The organism is Holdemanella hominis (assembly GCF_014306155.1).
GTDB classification, from domain to species: Bacteria; Bacillota_I; Bacilli_A; order Erysipelotrichales; family Erysipelotrichaceae; genus Holdemanella; species Holdemanella hominis.
Map to the genome: position 1 here is coordinate 1 of NZ_JACRWH010000039.1, position 19,705 is coordinate 19,705.

Here is a 19,705-nt window from a genome sequence, read left to right on the forward strand (position 1 = left end):
TGGCGATAGCAAAGTGGACACACCTGAACTCATCCCGAACTCAGAAGTTAAGCACTTTCACGGCGACAATAGTTGGGCTTGCCCCTGCGAAGATAGCTAGCTGCCGGGTCCTTTTTTTTGCCTTTTATATTCAAAAGCCAAGTCTTTTATTTACTTAGACTTGGCTTTTTCCTTGCACATTTTTTCACATATCATGAATAGATGTTTATGGTATAATAAAATGTAAAGGAGGTTTATTATGGACCAAAAGTACATAACAATACAAGGTGCTCGTGAAAACAACCTTAAAAATATAAGTTTAAAACTACCCAAAGATAAATTAGTCATTATGACAGGCGTTTCTGGAAGTGGAAAAACGTCCCTAGCCTTCGATACCATTTATGCTGAAGGACAACGTCGATATATGGAATCTCTATCCGCATACGCTAGACAATTTCTTGGCAATAGCGAAAAACCTGATGTTGATCAAATCGATGGATTATCACCAGCCATCGCAATTGATCAAAAAACTACATCTAATAATCCACGTTCAACTGTAGGAACAGTTACCGAAATTTATGATTATCTACGTTTATTATATGCACGTATAGGTGTCCCTTATTGTCCTGATCACCATATTCCTATTACTGGAAATACTATTAAGGAAATGATTGATAAGATCATGGAACTACCTGATAAAACTAGATGTACAATTTTGAGTCCTGTTATTCAAGGTAAAAAGGGATCACATAAAGATCTTTTAGAAAATTTAATGAAAGAAGGCTATATTCGTGTTCGTATTGATGGAGAAATTAAGTATCTTGAAGAACTTGAACCTTTAGATAAGAACAAGAAACATTCAATTGATGTTGTTGTTGATCGCATTGTAAAGAGTGATGATCGTTCGCGTTTTCATGATTCATTAGAAACTGCACTCAAATTAAGCGATGGTTTAGCTATTTTACTAACGAATGATTCTGAAACATTATTTTCAAGCAATTATGCATGTAAAGTGTGTGGTTTTTCTGTACCTAAACTAGAACCTAAATTATTTTCATTTAATGCGCCTTTCGGAGCTTGTCCAGAATGTAAAGGACTAGGTATTACACAGAAAGTAGATCTATCTTTGTTGATTCCGGACGATACCAAATCAATTGCCCAAGGAGGCATTCATTATTATAAAAATATTGTAAATACAGAAAATCTAGAATGGCAGAGAATTCATGCGCTTATTAAATATTATGAAATAGACATGGATACACCTATCAAAGATTTACCTAAGAAGAAGCTTAACTATTTATTATATGGTTCAGATGTACCAATCGCATACCAGTTGAATTCTCGTTCGGGAATCGTCTCAACAAAGCTAGAATGCATTGAAGGTGTTTGCCCTATGATTGAACGTAGATATATGGAAACTACTTCAACGATGTCTCGAGAATGGTACGGTTCTTTCTTGGCAGATGCTCAATGTCCGAAATGTCATGGAGCACGATTAAATAAACAGGCACTATCTGTACTTGTTGGTGGAAAAAACATTTATGAATGGACGCAAATGAGTATTAGTGAAGCCATCGATTTTATGGATCAGTTAGAATTAACGCCAACACAAGCTAAGATTGCAGAGTTAGTGGTCAAAGAAATTAAAAACCGTCTTTCATTTTTAAATCATGTTGGACTTAGTTATTTAACTCTTGATCGTTTAGCATCCACTTTATCAGGTGGAGAAGCGCAACGTATTCGCTTGGCAACACAGATTGGATCCCGCTTAACGGGTGTTATGTATGTTCTGGATGAACCAAGTATTGGTTTACACCAAAGAGACAATGATCGTTTGATTGGTGCGTTAAAAGATATGCGTGATTTAGGCAATACATTAATTGTGGTTGAACATGATGAAGACACAATGCGAGCAAGTGACTATATTGTGGATGTAGGACCTGGTGCCGGTGTGCATGGCGGACAAATTGTTGCGGTGGGAACACCGGAAGAAATTATGCAGAACGAAAACTCAATTACAGGAGCTTATTTAAGTGGACGTAAAAGAATTGAAGTGCCGACAATACGTCGCAAAGGAAATGGCAAGAAACTAAAGATTGTGAAAGCGAGTCAAAACAACTTAAAAAATGTGAATGTAACTATTAAACTTGGTACATTTACTGTTGTGACTGGTGTTTCAGGAAGTGGGAAATCGTCATTAGTTACAGAAGTGTTAACACATGGTTTACAACATGCACTAGGGCGATTAAGAATTAAGCCAGGGGTATGTAAAGAAATTCAAGGAATCGAAAATATTGATAAAATTGTTGAAATAGGACAAGATCCAATCGGTAGAACGCCACGTTCAAATCCTGCTACATATACAGGTGTATTCGATGATATTCGTGATTTATTTGCGCAGACAAAAGAAGCTAAAATGTTAGGTTATGATAAAGGACGCTTTTCATTCAATGTGAAAGGTGGACGTTGTGAAGCCTGTCAAGGCGATGGAATTTTACGTATTTCTATGCACTTTTTACCAGATGTTTATGTACCTTGTGATCAATGTGGTGGAAAGCGTTACAACGAAGAAACATTACAAGTTCAGTATAAAGGTAAGACGATTGCGGATGTATTGGATATGACGGTTGAAGAAGCCTTGGAATTCTTCAGCAATGTTTCAAAAATCAAACATAAACTACAAACATTAAACGATGTAGGACTTTCTTATATTAAGTTAGGTCAAAGTGCTACGACTTTATCTGGTGGTGAAGCACAACGTGTTAAACTGGCAAGTGAACTTCAAAAGAAGGCAACAGGAAAAACATTATTTGTGCTTGATGAACCAACAACAGGTTTGCATAGTGATGATGTAAAGAAATTGATTGATGTTCTACAACGTCTTGTAGAACACGGTGATACAGTATTAGTTATAGAGCACAATTTGGATGTGATCAAATGTGCAGATCAAATTATAGATATGGGACCTGAAGGTGGACAAGGAGGAGGAACTGTGATTTGTACGGGAACTCCAGAAAAGGTTGCTGCATGTAAAGAGAGTTATACAGGTCAATATTTAAAACCAATGCTAGAAAAAGGAGGAGACCATGGCAAAAGTAATTGTTCGTGATTTAGCTAAAAAATTCATGTGGACTATTGTAACTGGGGATTCAGACTCATTAAATCGTCCATTAACTTTGGCAGATACAAACCGCCCTGGATTAGAATTAGCCGGATATTTTCCAGACACACAAACAAAACGTCTTGTCGTACTTGGAGATAAAGAAATAGGATATATCGAAGAGCAGATGGATGAAATTTCTCAGCGTCGTTCTTATGAATTTTTGACAGGAGATAGTACACCATGTATTGTGGTTGCACATGGGCATGAGTGCCCTCCTGTTTTAAAAGAGATAGCACAACGTAAAAATTTTCCTGTGTTTAAAACAGAATATCAAACATCACACGCAATCGTTAGTATCACAAACTATTTGGATGAATGTCTTGCAGAATCTGTAGTCATTCATGGAGAGTTAGTGCGTGTATTTGGTGTTGGTGTATTGATTACCGGTCGAAGTGGTATGGGAAAAAGCGAAATTGCCTTGGAACTTATCAAACGAGGCCATCAATTAGTCGGTGATGATCGTATTGATTGTTACAAAATACACGATGATTTGGTAGGAAGAACGACACCTATGTTAGAAGGGTTCATGGAACTAAGAGGTGTTGGAATTATTAATGTTTCTCGCATGTATGGAGTAGGAGCTGTTGCCCATGAAACACAAATTGAATTTCAAATCGATTTAGAGCCATTTAATGATTCTTATGAATATGATCGAGTTGGAATTGAAGAAAAAGAATACAATGAGATTTTAGGAATCAAAATTTTAAAGATGACTATTCCGGTTTCTCAAGGACGACCAATGTCATCTGTTATTGAAACGGCTGTGACAAACTTCTTATTGTTGAAAGATGGCTTAGATTCAGCTAAAGAATTTGAAGAGCGAGTACTATCGCAAATATCCGAGAATAAGAAGGAGGAATTCGATGCATCTGTTTCCGAACACTAGAATTTTTGTTTCTTTTGGATCTTTAGAAATTGCTTGGTATGCCGTTTTAATTTTAACAGGCGCATTATGTGCTTATTTACTATGTCAAAGAACAATGAAAAAATGGGGATATGCACCTGAAGTTCTAGATGATTATGTAGTTCCTATGTTGTTTATTGGAATTTTGGGAGCTCGAGCATGGTATGTTATTTTTGAATGGAATTATTATTCTTCACACCTAAATGAAATTGTAGCCATTTGGAACGGTGGTTTGGCCATACATGGAGGCTTGATTGCAGGAACTATTTTTAGTTTATTCTTCTTTAAGAAACGCCACATTTCATTTCTTAGAATGTTTGATTTGATTATGCCAACTGTGTTATTGGCACAAGCCTTTGGGCGTTGGGGAAACTTTATGAATCAAGAAGCCTATGGTGGGATTGTATCTGAGAGTTTCTTTGCGCATTATCCAGTGTTTATTAAAAATCAAATGTTTATTGATGGAGCCTATCGTATGCCTACTTTCTTATTTGAAAGTGTATGTAATCTATTAGGATTCTTGTTTATCACACTTATTTTCCGTAAGCATTGGTATAAAAGACGCGGCGACTGCGGATTTATGTATATGGTATGGTATGGAATTACACGTTTTGTGGTTGAAGGAATGCGAACCGATTCTTTAATGGTATTTGGCCTTCGTACAGCTCAACTTGTATCTTTAGCTTTAATGGTTGTTGGTTGTCTTGGCTTAATGGGCGTATTTCATAAAGCTTTTCACTGGAAAAATAAACCGATTGTTTTGTTTGACTTGGATGGAACGCTGATTGATTCACAACAATTAGTTTTTGAAACATTTAGAAGAGTTTTTAAAGAATTAAAACCCGATTATGAATTATCAAATGAAGAACTATATTCATTCTTTGGACCAACGCTAGAAGTAACTTTTTCAAAGTATTTCCCAGAAGATCAGTTAGAAAGTATTATTGATCGTTATCAAGTAATCAATAAATCTTTGCATAAAAATCTGTTAAAGGAAGTGCCTCATGCTAAAGAAATGTTAGAGGGGTTAAAAGAACAAAATATACAGTGTGCGGTAGTATCAAATAAGCGTATTGAAGTGGTGAAAAGAGGACTAAAACAAGCTGGTTTAGATGGCTATTTCAAGGTTGTATTGGGAAAAGAAAATTTGCCCGAACCTAAGCCAAGTGCATCTGGCTTGATTGAAGCATGCAACTTATTACATACTAGTCATGACGATTGTATTTATGTTGGTGATAATGTTGCGGATATTGTAGCCGCAAAAAATATGGCTGCCTATTCTGTAGGGTTTAGTGTAGATGAAAAACAACGTGAAGCTTTAGAAAAAGCACATCCATGTAAGGTCATCGATGATTTAATGCAGTTAGTATCATTATGTAAGGAGGATCGCATATGGAGCGACAATACGATTTGGTAATAGTTGGTGCCGGCCCTGCTGGTTTAAGCGCAGCATTATATGGTTCAAGGGCAGGACTTAAAACTTTGATATTAGAAAATGGAGCGCCAGGTGGAAAATTGATTAAGACAAATAAAATCAGTAATTATCCAGGTATAAAAGATATTGAAGGTACACAGTTGGCAATGGATATGTTTGAACAAGCAACATCTTTTCAAGCTGAATATGCGTATGGTGAAGTCAATAAAATCGATGAAAATAAAAATGTATATTTAAACGATGGGAATGTTGTGAAAGGGAAAGCTGTCATTCTTGCGACAGGAACAAAGGAACGTTTATTGAATATTCCTGGGGAAAATGAAAATCTAGGACATGGTGTTTCTTTCTGTGCAGTTTGTGACGGTGCATTTTTTAGAGATAAAGAGGTTGTAGTGATTGGTGGAGGAAACTCGGCATTAGAAGAATCGATTTATCTTGCTGGGCTTGCGCGCAGTGTTACTATTGTGATTCGAAGAGACGTATTTAGAGCTGAAGAACATATTCAAAAACAAATTGAAGAGAACGCAAAGATTCATGTCATTAAGAAGCATATTCCTGTTCAAATTTTAAGTTCGGAAGGAAAAGTATCCGGTATTGAACTTGAAAATGTGGATACTCATGAAAAACAAGTTATAGAATGTTCAGGTATCTTCCCTTATGTTGGACAAGATCCAAATACGGATTGCGTACAAGATTTAGGTATATTAAATGAGCGTGGCTATGTTCTAGTCGATGATGATCGTCAAACAAAAATTCCAGGAATTTATGCAGCAGGCGATGTCATTGATAAAAATTTAAGACAGGTTATTACGGCATGTAATGATGGTGCCATTGCAGCACAGCATGCATTTCATAAAATAAAAGGAATTTAATAGTTCAAGAAACCAGATGGAAACATCTGGTTTTAATTTACAAAAAAGCGGCCAAAGTGATTGAAACGGCTTACAATACGCTTGAAATCAGTCACTGAAAGTGATTTAATTAAGATAAGAAAAGGATTTGAGGTGCTATATTATGTTGCCTGAAGAAGCTATCCAAAAGGTGATGGATGCGTATTACCATATTACTGGATTAAGATGCTATTTCGTGCAAGACGAGACAGAAATTAGCAGTGCAAAGGAAAAGAATTTCTTTTGTAAATGTTTAAAAACAAGTTCATCTGCATTACGTCAATGTGATGAATGTACATTTGAAAATTATACAGGAGCTTTAAAATCAAATAAACCGCAAAAGTATGCATGTCATGCTGGACTTATCAAATGGAGTGTTCCCGTATCGTTTGCAGACGTAAAAGGTGTAATTATATCAGAAGGTGTTATTACAAAGCAGCAAGGCTTAGAAGCAGAGGATTGGGTCAATCATTTGGCAGAAACATATAATGTTTCTAGATCTATACTTTTACATAACTACACAAAAGTTGTTGTGATGAATGAAGATCAGGTTGAAGAAAGTATTGAATTGATGCAAGATCTATTAAAGTACTACAAAGCAGTAATCGAGGGTTAATTCCTTCGATTTTTTTGTATAAAAAAAGCCAGCAAATTGCTGACTTAGTTATTGACTCCATGATGGAATATCGGTGTATCATCACTGATCGCTTTAAATACATAACCACGATTTTTATAGTTTTCAATGATGGCTGGCAAAGCTTCAACTGTAGAAGTTTTAGGACTTGAGTCGTGGAACAACAACATAATTTGATCGTAGTTACAATTCGTTGAGTTATCGACGATTGTTTGAGCAGGTACGCTGTTTGAAGCGGCATCCCCACTTGAGCAGTTCCAGTCAAAATATTCATAACCTCTTTCATGTACCATACTATCAAGTTTTGACATAATACCCTGAGAGTAGTTGGCAGAAACCATATTGCTTGAACCACCAGGGAAACGAATATATTTTGGAGCTTTTCCTGTGATTTGTTTAACCATATCACTTATTTGTTGTAAATCATTAAAATATGCTTCTGTAGATGAATAGACAGTCGCATAATCATGCGTATATGTATGAAGTGCAATTGTATTTCCTTGTTTTTCTGCTTTTCGAATGGAATCATTATATTTTTGATTGTTTCCAGTCACAAAGAATGCAGCTTTCGCATCATATTTCTTTAGTATCTTTAATACTTTATCTGTATTTTCACTTGGACCATCATCAAATGTTAGATAAACGACTTTTGCAGGTTCCTCAACAACGACACTAATCTTTTTCTTAGCCTTATTGCCAGAACGATCCGTTGCCGTAACCGTTAATTTATAAGTGCCTTCTTTTTTTGTCTTTACTTTTGAAGAATCGATTTTGATCTTTGGATTTAAATCTAAGTTATTCGTTACTTCAATATAAGATTTATAGTTCGGTTTTGAATCTGTATAGACATGAATTGGATCTGTACTAATAACAGGTTTTTCAATATCTTTTTTTAACGTAAGTGTCGTATCTTTCATTGTGCAATTTCCATATGCATCTTTAGCTATGATCGTCACTGTTTGTTTTTCATCTTTAGTCACTTTATTTTTAAAAGATAAGGTAACCTTTGAATCATCTTCAACACTTTCTACAAAAGAATTGGGCTTCACATCTTCTTTTAAATCGGTGGTGTACGTTTTAACTTTTAGCTTTGGCGCTTTCGTATCTTTTACTGAGACTGTACACGTTTTTTTATAGTCTTTTATTTGATAAGTAACTGTATAATTACCTACTCTTTTAGTATCGATATCACTTGAAACTTGAACACTAGAATCCGAATGATAGAAGACTTGTTGAATGTTTGTCTTTGGATCATACTCATGATTGATCTCTACTTCTGGATTTGTAGAATATAATAATATAGGATTTTTAAAAGCATAACCCATCAAAAATATCATGCATATAAATAAAAAAGCAATCAAGCCATTTCCGAAAGTATCTTTCCTTTTTTTATTTGTCATAGTTGACCCTCGAAAGATATGGTCCAGTCTTTTTTTGTGCACAAAAAATTAAATTCCCTAAACATAATTAACCCCTTTTAAACTCTATATCTATTATACATGAAATAAGAGAAATTGTTCTAAAGATTATGGTTCTTTTTTCTTGTTGTAGTTGCGCATAAATTCTTATATAATAACCTTAGAAAGGTGGGGGAAGCACTATGAAACTTATCCTAGCAATTTTATCAAATGACGATAGTCCAGTGGCAAGTAATGCACTAAATAAAAATGGTTTTTCTGTTACTAAATTAGCAACGACTGGTGGATTCCTTCGCGCAGGCAATACAACGTTGATCATTGGTTGTGAAGACGAAAAAGTAGAAGCAGCTATAGATATCATCAAGGAATATTCAAGTAAGCGAACGGAAATTGTACCTAGTACAGCTAGTTATGACATTGGCCGTTATGCAAGTTTTCCTGTGGAAGTTACTGTTGGTGGAGCCACAATTTTCGTGCTAGATGTAGCACAATTCTTAAAGGTTTAGAAAACAAAGGGGGTAGAATATAATGTTCTACCTTTTTTCTGTTAAAAAAATTGTGAATAAAGACCCATTAGGGGCTTTTTTCTGTTATGATTGAATGGTAAAGAAAAAGGAGATTAAAACGCAATGAAAATACTAGTTATCGGTAAGGGCGGACGTGAACACGCACTTGCGTATGCATGCAAACGCTCAGTTTTGTGTGATGAGTTGATTTGTGCTCCAGGTAATCCTGGAATGGAAAAAATTGGAGAATGTGTCAATGTGAAAGACAATGATGTAGAAGGTCTTGTCGCTTTGGCAAAAGAAAGAAATGTAGATTTAACCATCGTAGGTCCTGAGGCAACTTTAGCTCTAGGTGTTGTAGATGCGTTTAAAAAAGAAGGCCTAAAGATTTTTGGGCCAGACAAAAAAGCAACTCAGGTTGAATCAAGTAAGGATTTTGCCAAGAAAATTATGGCAAAATACAATATTCCAACAGCTGCATATAAAACATTCTATGATTTAGAATCTGCATGGACTTATGTACAAGAACAGGGAGCTCCTATTGTTATTAAGGAAGATGGCTTAAAAGCTGGAAAAGGTGTTACAGTAGCTTCTACGTTAGAACAGGCTAAGGAAGCCTTAGACATTGCCTTTGCAATTGAAAATAATTCGGTTGTGATTGAAGAATGTTTATTTGGATTTGAATTTTCTTTGATCTGTCTAGTACACAATGAAACAGTTGTACCTTTAGAAGTAGCCCAAGATCACAAGTGTGTATTTGATGGAGATAAAGGCCCAAATACAGGTGGTATGGGATCTTATAGTCCGGTTAAGAAGATTACTTCTGAAATTATCGATGAAGCTATGAATGAAATTATGAAACCAATGGCAAGTGCTATGGTTAAAGAAGGTGTTCCATTCACTGGATTCTTATATGGTGGATTGATGTTGACAGAAAAAGGTATCAAAACAATTGAATTTAATGCACGTTTTGGAGATCCAGAAGCCGAAGTTATTTTGCCTCGTTTAGAAAGTGATTTTGTCCAAGCTATTTTAGATTTAATGGATAATAAACCAGTTGAACTAAAATGGACAGATAAAGTCAGTCACGGTGTTGTTTTAGCAAGTACAAACTATCCTGCAAGCTCTACAAAAGGATCTTTGATTACAGGTGTAGACGATGTAGATGGATTGGTTTTCCACATGGGAACAAAAATGACAGATGAAGGATTGGTCACAGATGGAGGCCGTGTTTTAATGGTCGTTACTCTAGAAGATGACTTACAGACTGCATTTGATCATACATATAAAGAATTAGAAAAGATTCAATGTAAAGATTTATTTCACAGAAATGATATTGGAAAGAAGGATATGTAAAATGGCTAAAACAGATTTAGAAATTGCACAAGAATGTGTCATGGAACCAATTGAAAAGGTTGCCGCAAAAATTGGAATTCCTGCAGATAGCTTGGAACATTATGGAAAATATAAAGCTAAATTGTCTTTTGATTATTTAAAATCCATTGAAAATAATCCTCATGGAAAATTAGTATTAGTTACAGCCATTAATCCTACTAAGGCTGGAGAAGGAAAGAGTACGACAACTGTTGGTTTAGGTGATGCTTTAAATCGTTTAGGTAAGAAAACGATGATGGCTTTACGTGAACCAAGTTTAGGTCCAGTATTTGGATTAAAAGGTGGAGCTACAGGTGGTGGCTATGCCCAAGTTGTACCAATGGAAGATATCAACCTTCACTTTACTGGAGATATGCATGCGATTACAACAGCTAATAACTTAGTTAGTGCATGTTTAGATAATGTGATTCATCAGGGAAATGAATTGAATATTGATCCTGAAAAAGTAACTTTCAAACGTTGTTTAGATATGAATGATCGTACTTTGCGTAATATTACCATTGGTTGTGGTGCAAAAGCCAATGGAGTTGAACGTAAAGACGGATTTAATATTACTGTCGCAAGTGAAATCATGGCAGCTTTATGTTTGGCAGATGATTTAATGGATTTAAAGAAAAGATTTGGAAAAATGCTTGTGGCATATACTTATGATGATAAGCCTGTATATGTACATGATTTGGGTATAGAAGGCGCATTGGCTATGGTTATGAAAGATGCTGTATTGCCTAACGTTGTTCAAACACTTGAACATAATCCAGTATTGATTCATGGTGGTCCATTTGCGAATATTGCGCATGGATGTAACTCTGTCATTGCCACAAAAGCATGTCTAGAACTTGCAGATTATACAGTTACAGAAGCTGGATTTGGTGCGGATTTAGGCGCTGAAAAATTCTTGGATATCAAGTGTCGATTGGCTAATCTTAAACCAAATGTGGTTGTAATCGTTGCGACAATTCGTGCCTTAAAACAACATGGTGGAATTGCCTTAGAAGATTTAAAAGAAGAAAATGTAGAGGCTATGCTTGTAGGATGTGAAAACTTAGCAAAACATATTGATACCGTACAACAATTTGGTTTACCATACATTGTTGCGATTAATGAATTTGCGACAGATACACCGGCTGAAGTAGCTGCATTAGAAAAATGGTGCGAAGAAAACAACCACCCAATGTCATTATCTCAAGTATGGGCAAAAGGTGGAGAAGGTGCTATTGATTTAGCCAACAAAGTAGTTGCGTTATGTGATCAAGAAAATAACTATGCTCCTTTATATGATTTAGATAAGTCAATTGAAGAAAAAGTAGAAACCATTGCCAAGAAAGTATATGGTGCAGATGGTGTTGATTTTACAGAAGAAGCACAAGCACAAATTGCGAAGTTCAATGAATTAGGATGGGATAAATTACCAATTTGTATGGCCAAAACACAAATGTCATTATCAGATGATGGTAAAGTAATGGGTCGTCCTACAGGATTTAGAATTACAGTTCGTGAATTACGCCCAAGTTTAGGTGCAGGCTTCATTGTTGCTCTAACAGGTAAAGTATTAACAATGCCAGGTCTTCCAAAACATCCAAGTGCATTAGACATGGATGTGGATGAAGATGGTAAGATCGTAGGATTATTCTAATGTCAAAGGCTGGATGAAAAATTCCAGTCTTTTTTTCTTTGTATTAAAAAAGCTCAGACAACTAAATGTTGTTTGAGCAATTTAAATTTATTGTCTTCGAATGTCTAAATCAAGGATTTTATTTGTTGCATCATAGTGTATATTGACTAATATATTATCGTTGTTAACTCCTAAAAAAGATTTTTCTGGAGAATTTGGATCCATGGAATCAAAACCTTTCTCCTTTATTTTCTTTATGTAGTCAAAATATTCATTTTCTTCTACTTCATAATAATGAATGGCATATTTATTCTTTTTGTTGAAAACCGTTCGTGAAATAGAATCTGTTTTTGGCAATAATGAGTTTAATTCACTTACTGGAGAAGACAGATTTTTCTTTTCTTCTTTAGCATCTTCTTGGATCAAACGATTGTATTCTTTTTCTTTTGCTTCTTTTACTGTCATAGAATCATAATTTGGATTATTGGCTAAGTCTTTTTCGTTACCATTTTCATCCATGACTGTAGATGCATCTGTGAAGCCACCATTTTTCTTATTATAGAAAACCTCATCTGAATCATTGAATCCCTCAAATTCTTCAGTTAATAGTTATTTACATCCATAGCTAGTAAAGCATAATATTTAGCTTTTTTTGCCTGAACGGCCCCTGAATCTTGATCACTATCATAATATTTTCCATTCACTTCTTTTGTTCCATGTATATATTATCCATTTGGCAAACGAATAATTGTATCTGAATCACTATATGAAGAGAATGAATCATAAGCTACATTATCCTTTAGAATATACTCCTTAATATTATTTGTGTTTGTGATGGTAGGTGTAGAAGAGCATCCAGTCATTAAAAGTAGACTGTTGATTTTTGACACTACCTCCTTGAATGAAAGGACATAAAAATGAATAAGAGGATAGTTTTTAAATTACAATGTCTTTTTCTAATGTTAAACTTCATATTTGATTAGTTGAATGTCTTCTAGTTTTTCAACACCTAATCTATTGTATTTTTCTGAGAATAAACGTATAATCAATGTCTTTTATTAACGTGTTATTCAAAAAAATGACCTTTTGTTCATCAAGAATAAAATTTTTATAAAATGACTATATAATATATAATATAAATAATCCATACATTAAGACTGTGGATAAAAGATGTGTGCAAGGATGTGTGCAAGACATGAGGAAAATATCAAGAAATAAGAAAAATAAAATGACAATTATATTAATAATAGTAGTGATAGGTATTGTATTTTCTTTGTTTGTATTATATTTGATAAATGGAATAAAAAATCAAGTACCGGAAGATTTTTGGAATGTAACAGCACAGGCTTTGGATTATAAGGATTATCAAGAAGGAAAATGGAAAATATCCGTAGAGGAAAATGTAAAAGATCATCCTAGAATATTTATTCAAAATATAGAAGAAAATGCCACCGTTTCTTATGGTTTTCAAGAAGATGGAATCACATACATCTATGATCTGCAGACAATCGAAGATGATCAAACCATTAATAATGAAAAACTAACGATTCAATCGACGGATACAGAGTATAAGAAGTATTCTATGGATTATATGAATGCTATCTATCATGGACCTTTATATTTTGACACAATCACAGCTTCAGGAGATATAACAATTCAAAATGACGGTTCAGTTCTATTTGACGATACACCATTTTTAAAAGAAATGATGGAAAGAGAAAGAACTTTGATTCAAGAATTTGAAGAGAAGTTTGATTTAGATTATTCAAAGACGGATTTTGTAAATCTTCCTGAATTGTTCAAAGATGTACAGTTTGATGAAAATACAAACTACAATGAATCATTAGATGCAATACAGTATTTCAGTAATGCAGATATCAATGCCAAAGGATATCAAATTCAAACCTTTTTAGAATTAGATAAAAACGGGAATACAGGTATCCTTGGTACATATGTGGCTGAGCAAAAAATGTATGGATCGCAAGTGAATGTCACCCTTCAACCTAGAAGTATTGAGAATTGTTATGATTTGATTCCAGTTTATGATTATGATGCGGAATATACGGCATATATATCTGAAAACATGATTTATCTTTATCCAATCGATATTACAGATGAATCCTTGAATCAGGAAATGCAAAGCAACTGTCCAAATAGTGTAAACCAACTTAGTTCAGATACAAAACCAATAGAGATGTGGTAGAAAATAAAAAAAAGAGAGGGGTTCAATATGATTAAAATAGAATATATTATGACAAAAAATATGGTAGAGAATGTATTAAAAAAAATGTTTCACTCTATACTAATAAAATATTATTAATTTTCATTTTAATATTTACTCCCATCACCATTTTTTGTTGTGGATTCTTTTGTGGAACCTTACGTATCGAAGATATTCTTCTTGCCTTATTTATAGTTATATCAAGCTTATTAATTTGTTCTCAAATTGTTTGTATCATTATAACAAAGAAAAGGGTAAAAAATACCTTTGAAAGAGTACGAATAATGTATGGAGATACAGATGAATTTCCAGAAGCAATTGTTTTTGAAGAAGACGAATGGCTAGTTGAGGGAGAAAAAAGAAGTTTAAATTTTAAATATGAAGATATGGTAAAATACTTTTTTCTTGATAATCAATTATGCATCGTCACAAAAGGAAATTGTCTAGTTAATTTTCCTATAGATCCAAATTCAGAACAAGCAAAACAAATAGAAAAGCTTTTAGTTCAGAAAGGTAACGCAAAAAAAATCAGGTGGTTTTTATAAAAATTTTTAACTTTTAAAATAAAGAATCACTTTGGTACATAGAATTTATAATTTATATGTTAAGAAGTCAGAGGATATTAAAAGGAATATCCTCTGACTTCTTCAAATATAACACGTATAATTAATATAAAAGAGTTTTAACCTTCCGAATATATAGTTTCTTTTGCTTTCTCATAGGGATTAAGAGATTTAACAAATATTAAAATTAAACATTTTCATGAATAATTCCGGTTAAATATGTTTAATATTATTTTTTCAGTTATATTTTTGTTGTTCTTTGAAGCAACTTTCTGCACGTTCATTCATACAGATTAGGGGGAAAGGGTTATGTTGAATGTATTGATTATTGATGATGATTTAAAAGATTCTAAAGATCTTGAAAAGTTATGCATCCATTATTTTAATAAACGCAATATCGATTACAAGATCAGTATTGAATTAAAGTTAAATGAGAATCTGGATACCCTTTCTAATGTAGACATATTATTTTTGGATGTAGAAATCGGAAATAATAATGGAATTGAATTTTCTAAAAAACTTAGAAAAGTTTATCCGGAATTAATGATCATCATTACTTCTAAATATTCACAGTATTTGATTGATGGGTATTCTATCGATGCCAAACGATATTTCTTGAAACCAATTGATGAAAATATATTTAATGAAGAAATGGAGAATGTACTAGGTGCGACATTTCAAAAATATATGGGGTTCTATGATTCTAAAATTGCACCATATAAAATTCACTATGATAAGATTCTCTATGTTGAATTTTTAAATCGTGCAACTGTACTTCACTTTTTAAATGGAGTACAAATAAAAACAAGTTACCCTTTGAAATATTGGATTGAAAAATTAACAGAATATGGCTTTGCGCAACCTTACAAGTGTTATGTGGTAAATCTTAAATATATTTCTGGTATTAGTAAAGATGAAAGAGATCTTTTCTTATCGAACAATGAGAAAATTCCTTTGTCAAAATTTTATAAAAAGGCCTTTATTGACAATTATTATAGATCTTTATTTAAATCATTATGATGTTAATATCAGTATCTTTAAATTTATTGTTTTTAACACTTTTTATCAGGTCTTTTAGTGAATTCAAAAACAATAAATTTGTCTTGCCGGCATATATTATAGTCGTTTTAATTCAGTGGTATTTAAATCAAAATGGAATGACATTTTATGGTCGATGGATTATTCTACTTTTGAATCTATGTTACATTATGTTTATGTATAAAGGTAAAATACCTAAAAAATTGATTTACTTTATTTTTGCTTATTTTATTTTTGCGATTTCAGAATTAGTGTCGGTTCTGCTTTTAGAAATTTTTAATGTTGTTAGTGCACCAATAGATGTACATTCATCTACATATTTAATTGTGATTTTAACAACACAGATTATTTCGTATACAATAGGATTTACATTGTCAAAGTTCTATCATGATAAGAATACAATTAAGTTTACATACATTGTGTTGATTCCGATTGTTTTCCTTTTAGGGATTGCCTTATGCTACAAAGATTATCGTGAAATCCTACAGAAGAATCAAATATTCTTGAATGTTTTCTTCTTTTTAACAATTCTAATCTTCATTTCATTTTTAATTCAATATGGCTTTATTCACAATTTACAGATTAAAGAAGAACTGAAATTAGAAAAGATGGAGAATGAATTTAATGCTATAAAATTTGATATGATGGATAGAAACTATAAATCAAATTTTAATTTTATGCATTCATTGCTTCATGAAATCACGACATTAAAAAACAGGATCGAAAAATCTGGGGATCAGGCAGAATATGCACAAAGTATAGATACAATAGAAAAAATTGTATTGGAAAATTTTAATCAGATTTATTCCAATAATATCGCAATGTCTGTAGTTATAAATGAATACAAAAGTAAATTAGAAAATAAACACATAAAACTTTCAATGAATCTTCCAACAGATATTTTTTCAAGTATAAAATATGACGAACAAATTAATTTGTATCTATGTTTATTTGATATTATCTTTGAAAAAATTAAAGAAAATAGTGTTCTTAGTATCCAAGGATGTTCAACTAAACTACAAGATGTGATTAAAGTTGTTTTTGAGTCACAAGAACAATGCGATGAGTTTGGTAAACTATTCAAAGAATTTTCATATATTCAAATTTATTCATTTGAAGAAAATGGATATTTCAATGGACTTATTATGTATAAGAAATAAAAAAGTATGGACTTTAAATGGTGCCTACATCCTCGTAGGTACTTTTTTCTTTTATTTCTATTCGGAAAAGAATAAAATATACAAAAAAGGAGAATTCGTATGACAGAATTTTATGAACAAGTAAAAGAGAGATTGATGCGCTACGTAAGAATCAATACAGAATCCAATCCACATAGTACAAGTGTTCCTACTACATCTTGTCAGCATGATTTAGCTAGTGTTATCTATGAAGAGCTTCAAAAAATTGGGGCTACTAATGTATATTATGATAAAGATACATGTGTAGTATATGGATCTCTTGAGGCCAATGTGAAATCGGGAAGAGCTATTGGTTTTGTGACACATATGGATACAGCTCCGGATGCGAGTGGTAAAGATGTGAAGCCTTGGGTACTAGAAAATTATGATGGAAATGACATTGTTTTAAACAAAGAAAAAGATATTGTGATGTCACCATCTGTATTTCCAAATCTGAAACAATATATTGGGCAGGATTTGATTTTAACGGATGGTACAACACTACTTGGAGGGGATGACAAGGCAAGTATTGCAGCTGTCATGACGTTGTTGGAGTATTTAGTGAAACATCCAGAAGTCAAACATAATTTTATTTCTGTCGCATTTACGCCAGATGAAGAAGTGAGTGGACTTGCTAAAGATTTAGATTTAGAACGCTTTAAATCACCAATCGCATATACACTAGATGGAGATCATTTGGGTTATTATATGGATGAAACATTTAATGCGAGTCTTTCAACGATTGAGATTCATGGTATTTCAGTACATACAGCTACCGCAAAGGGTATTATGAAAAATGCGGTGGATATTGGAAATGCATTCTTAAATAAATTACCGGCATTAGAAAAACCACAATATACCCAAGGAAGAGAAGGCTTTTATCATGTGGTGAGTTTTAATGGGGATTGTGAATATGCCAAGATTGAAATCAACGTTCGTGATCATGATAGCTTGCAGTTTGATATACGTAATAACACATTAAAAATGATTGTGGATATGTTAAATAAAGAGTATGGAAAAGGTACCGTAAATATTACACAAAGAATTCAATATCGTAATTTAAAAGAAGCGATTGATCAAGTACCATTTATGATTCCATATTTGAAACAAGCCATTGAAAGTGTAGGATTAACACCTCAAACAGAACCATTTAGAGGAGGAACCGATGGCTCAGCCTTATCTCATAGAGGACTTCCTTGTCCTAACTTATCAGCGGGATATGAGAATGCGCATGGACGTTTTGAATATGTTCCCATTCAGTCAATGGAAAAGAATGTGGAAATCTTATTGAATCTAATTGATATATATGCGAAATGTGACTGTTAAAAAGGTCACATTTTTTTGTTGCGTACTGTTTGAATTTTTAGTATAATACACTCAGTCGCAGAGATGGTGAAATGGCAGACACGCTGTCTTCAGGCGGCAGTGCGAGAGATCGCGTGAGGGTTCAAATCCCTTTCTCTGCACCACATAAATCATGCCGACTTAGCTCAATTGGTAGAGCAACTGACTTGTAATCAGTAGGTTGTGGGTTCAATTCCTATAGTCGGCACCACTTAAACAATATACAGCCTTGATGGCTGTTTTTTATTTTTCTTCTTATTGTATAATGAATATAAAGAAATATGCATATCAAGGAGAAACAATAATATGAAAGAAGTATTTGAAGTGGGTCTTGATATCATTAAAAAGATTCATGAAACACAATTTGAAAAATTAGAACAAACTGGTCATTTAATGGTCCAGGCATTTATAATGCAATCTAAGAACACTCGTGAATTTAGTCATGAGATGAATTAGATGTGCAGATGTTAAATAAATAAATTAAAAATAAATCATAAATATAGTGCTTTAAATACATACATATGTTATTATATAGATGAGGGAAAAACATGGAAGTTGTTAAAGGAAGAGGCTATGTCTATTCCATACAGTATCATATTGTATGGTGCGTAAAGTATCGTCGTGATGTCTTGAATGGACAGGTCGCAACAAAATTAAAAGAGCTGCTGACTCAGATTTCAAAGGATAATGGTTTTCAAATCTTGGAAATGAATATGGATGAGGATCATATCCATATGCTGATCAATTGTACGCCGCAGCATTACATTCCAAATATTATAAAAGCTATGAAGGGTGTATCGGCCAGACTCTTGATGAAAGAGTTTGGGGATGATCTAAGATCCAAGTTATGGGGTGGACATCTATGGAATCCTTCTTATTTTGTAGCTACAGTTTCTGAAAATACAGAAGAACAGATTATAGAGTATATAAGAAGTCAAAAAAGAAAATAGCGAATCAATAAGGAGAAATCATCATGGAAAAGGCATTCAAGTATCGTATGTATCCAAATAGAGAACAAAGAATATTGCTGGCCAAGACTTTTGGCTACACTCGTTTTGTATATAATCATTACCTGGAAAAACGTAGGGATGCCTATGAAAAAGATGGAATCATATTGAGTTATTCGGCATGTGCTAAAGATCTAGTTTCGTTAAAGAAAGAATATGAATGGCTTAAGGAAGTGGATTCTGTGGCTCTACAGTCAAGTGTAAAGAATCTGGATACGGCCTATATCAATTTCTTTCGAAAAAAGGCTGAATATCCTAGATTCAAATCGAAGAAGACACATCGTTATTCGTATACAACGAAATATACGAATGGAAATATTGAACTCTATGAAAATAAGGTCAAGCTTCCTAAGATTGGTCTTGTAAAGATAAAGAAAACACGAGCACCTAAAGGAAGACTACTGAGTGCAACGGTATC

General features: G+C 33.4%; 19 protein-coding genes, 2 tRNA genes and 1 rRNA gene. 19 read left to right on the plus strand and 3 right to left on the minus strand.

Going from position 1 to position 19,705, the window contains the following annotated elements; all coding sequences use genetic code 11:
• The 6 genes from rrf to H8911_RS08800 all read left to right on the plus strand — a co-directional run.
• Nucleotides 1–109: ribosomal RNA gene (gene rrf / locus H8911_RS08775) — 5S ribosomal RNA — on the plus strand; the annotation flags it as partial.
• Nucleotides 110–238: 129 nt separating this feature from the next.
• Entirely contained in the window at nucleotides 239–3,088 is a 2,850-nt protein-coding gene (gene uvrA, locus H8911_RS08780) for an excinuclease ABC subunit UvrA (RefSeq protein WP_186999382.1), read from the plus strand.
• Nucleotides 3,066–4,028 carry an HPr(Ser) kinase/phosphatase gene (hprK, locus tag H8911_RS08785; protein ID WP_186999383.1) on the plus strand — a complete coding sequence of 321 codons (963 nt, stop codon included), beginning with the start codon at nucleotides 3,066–3,068 and terminating at the stop codon, nucleotides 4,026–4,028. Before uvrA ends, hprK begins: the two co-directional genes overlap by 23 nt.
• Nucleotides 4,006–5,463 (plus strand): prolipoprotein diacylglyceryl transferase, encoded by a 1,458-nt coding sequence (lgt, locus tag H8911_RS08790; RefSeq protein ID WP_186999384.1) that lies wholly within the window; start codon nucleotides 4,006–4,008, stop codon nucleotides 5,461–5,463. Before hprK ends, lgt begins: the two co-directional genes overlap by 23 nt.
• Entirely contained in the window at nucleotides 5,439–6,353 is a 915-nt protein-coding gene (gene trxB, locus H8911_RS08795) for a thioredoxin-disulfide reductase (protein ID WP_117926708.1), read from the plus strand. Before lgt ends, trxB begins: the two co-directional genes overlap by 25 nt.
• A 142-nt stretch (nucleotides 6,354–6,495) precedes the next feature.
• A complete protein-coding gene (locus H8911_RS08800) occupies nucleotides 6,496–6,987 on the plus strand; it encodes a PocR ligand-binding domain-containing protein (protein ID WP_186999385.1) in 492 nt (163 codons plus the stop codon).
• Between the two features lie 44 nt (nucleotides 6,988–7,031).
• Here H8911_RS08800 and H8911_RS08805 read toward each other — a convergent pair whose 3' ends face one another.
• Complete coding sequence (locus H8911_RS08805) at nucleotides 7,032–8,405, minus strand: polysaccharide deacetylase family protein (RefSeq protein ID WP_186999386.1); 1,374 nt, start codon at nucleotides 8,403–8,405, stop codon at nucleotides 7,032–7,034.
• A gap of 200 nt (nucleotides 8,406–8,605) precedes the next feature.
• Here H8911_RS08805 and H8911_RS08810 point away from each other — a divergent pair, with 200 nt between their 5' ends.
• The 3 genes from H8911_RS08810 to H8911_RS08820 all read left to right on the plus strand — a co-directional run bounded on the left by H8911_RS08810 (nucleotide 8,606) and on the right by H8911_RS08820 (nucleotide 11,957).
• Nucleotides 8,606–8,929, plus strand: a complete 324-nt coding sequence (locus tag H8911_RS08810) for a cyclic-di-AMP receptor (RefSeq protein ID WP_003865930.1) — start codon at nucleotides 8,606–8,608, stop codon at nucleotides 8,927–8,929.
• Nucleotides 8,930–9,052: 123 nt separating this feature from the next.
• Nucleotides 9,053–10,285, plus strand: a complete 1,233-nt coding sequence (gene purD, locus H8911_RS08815; RefSeq protein ID WP_117925736.1) for a phosphoribosylamine--glycine ligase — start codon at nucleotides 9,053–9,055, stop codon at nucleotides 10,283–10,285.
• A 1-nt stretch (nucleotide 10,286) separates the two neighbouring features.
• Nucleotides 10,287–11,957 carry a formate--tetrahydrofolate ligase gene (locus H8911_RS08820; protein WP_186999387.1) on the plus strand — a complete coding sequence of 557 codons (1,671 nt, stop codon included), beginning with the start codon at nucleotides 10,287–10,289 and terminating at the stop codon, nucleotides 11,955–11,957.
• 87 nt (nucleotides 11,958–12,044) lie between these two features.
• On the opposite strand, the gene H8911_RS08825 is transcribed toward H8911_RS08820, so the two are convergent.
• Together H8911_RS08825 and H8911_RS08830 are read right to left on the minus strand one after the other, a co-directional pair.
• Complete coding sequence (locus H8911_RS08825) at nucleotides 12,045–12,455, minus strand: DUF6591 domain-containing protein (RefSeq protein ID WP_186999388.1); 411 nt, start codon at nucleotides 12,453–12,455, stop codon at nucleotides 12,045–12,047.
• Nucleotides 12,456–12,661: 206 nt separating this feature from the next.
• Nucleotides 12,662–12,826: a hypothetical protein gene (locus H8911_RS08830; RefSeq protein WP_186999389.1), complete on the minus strand. Its 165-nt coding sequence runs from the start codon at nucleotides 12,824–12,826 to the stop codon at nucleotides 12,662–12,664.
• Between the two features lie 338 nt (nucleotides 12,827–13,164).
• Between H8911_RS08830 and H8911_RS08835 the strand changes: the two genes are divergently transcribed.
• The 10 genes from H8911_RS08835 to H8911_RS08880 form a co-directional block, all read left to right on the plus strand.
• Entirely contained in the window at nucleotides 13,165–14,139 is a 975-nt protein-coding gene (locus H8911_RS08835; RefSeq protein WP_186999390.1) for a hypothetical protein, read from the plus strand.
• A gap of 302 nt (nucleotides 14,140–14,441) precedes the next feature.
• Nucleotides 14,442–14,702 (plus strand): hypothetical protein, encoded by a 261-nt coding sequence (locus H8911_RS08840; protein WP_186999391.1) that lies wholly within the window; start codon nucleotides 14,442–14,444, stop codon nucleotides 14,700–14,702.
• Nucleotides 14,703–15,029: 327 nt separating this feature from the next.
• Complete coding sequence (locus tag H8911_RS08845; protein ID WP_186999392.1) at nucleotides 15,030–15,740, plus strand: LytR/AlgR family response regulator transcription factor; 711 nt, start codon at nucleotides 15,030–15,032, stop codon at nucleotides 15,738–15,740.
• A gap of 188 nt (nucleotides 15,741–15,928) precedes the next feature.
• On the plus strand, nucleotides 15,929–16,918 hold the full coding sequence (locus H8911_RS08850) for a hypothetical protein (RefSeq protein WP_222621004.1): 990 nt from the start codon (nucleotides 15,929–15,931) through the stop codon (nucleotides 16,916–16,918).
• A gap of 99 nt (nucleotides 16,919–17,017) precedes the next feature.
• Nucleotides 17,018–18,262, plus strand: a complete 1,245-nt coding sequence (gene pepT, locus H8911_RS08855; RefSeq protein WP_186999394.1) for a peptidase T — start codon at nucleotides 17,018–17,020, stop codon at nucleotides 18,260–18,262.
• 57 nt (nucleotides 18,263–18,319) lie between these two features.
• A tRNA-Leu gene (locus H8911_RS08860) sits at nucleotides 18,320–18,405 on the plus strand.
• Nucleotides 18,406–18,415: 10 nt separating this feature from the next.
• Nucleotides 18,416–18,491, plus strand: a tRNA-Thr gene (locus H8911_RS08865).
• 95 nt (nucleotides 18,492–18,586) lie between these two features.
• On the plus strand, nucleotides 18,587–18,736 hold the full coding sequence (locus H8911_RS08870; RefSeq protein ID WP_186999395.1) for a hypothetical protein: 150 nt from the start codon (nucleotides 18,587–18,589) through the stop codon (nucleotides 18,734–18,736).
• Nucleotides 18,737–18,828: 92 nt separating this feature from the next.
• The gene (gene tnpA / locus H8911_RS08875) at nucleotides 18,829–19,230 is read left to right on the plus strand and encodes an IS200/IS605 family transposase (protein ID WP_186999396.1); all 402 of its coding nucleotides are present in this window, start codon (nucleotides 18,829–18,831) and stop codon (nucleotides 19,228–19,230) included.
• Nucleotides 19,231–19,253: 23 nt separating this feature from the next.
• Nucleotides 19,254–19,705, plus strand: a 452-nt coding sequence (locus tag H8911_RS08880) for an RNA-guided endonuclease TnpB family protein (protein WP_186999397.1), incomplete at its 3' end; no start/stop codon positions are given.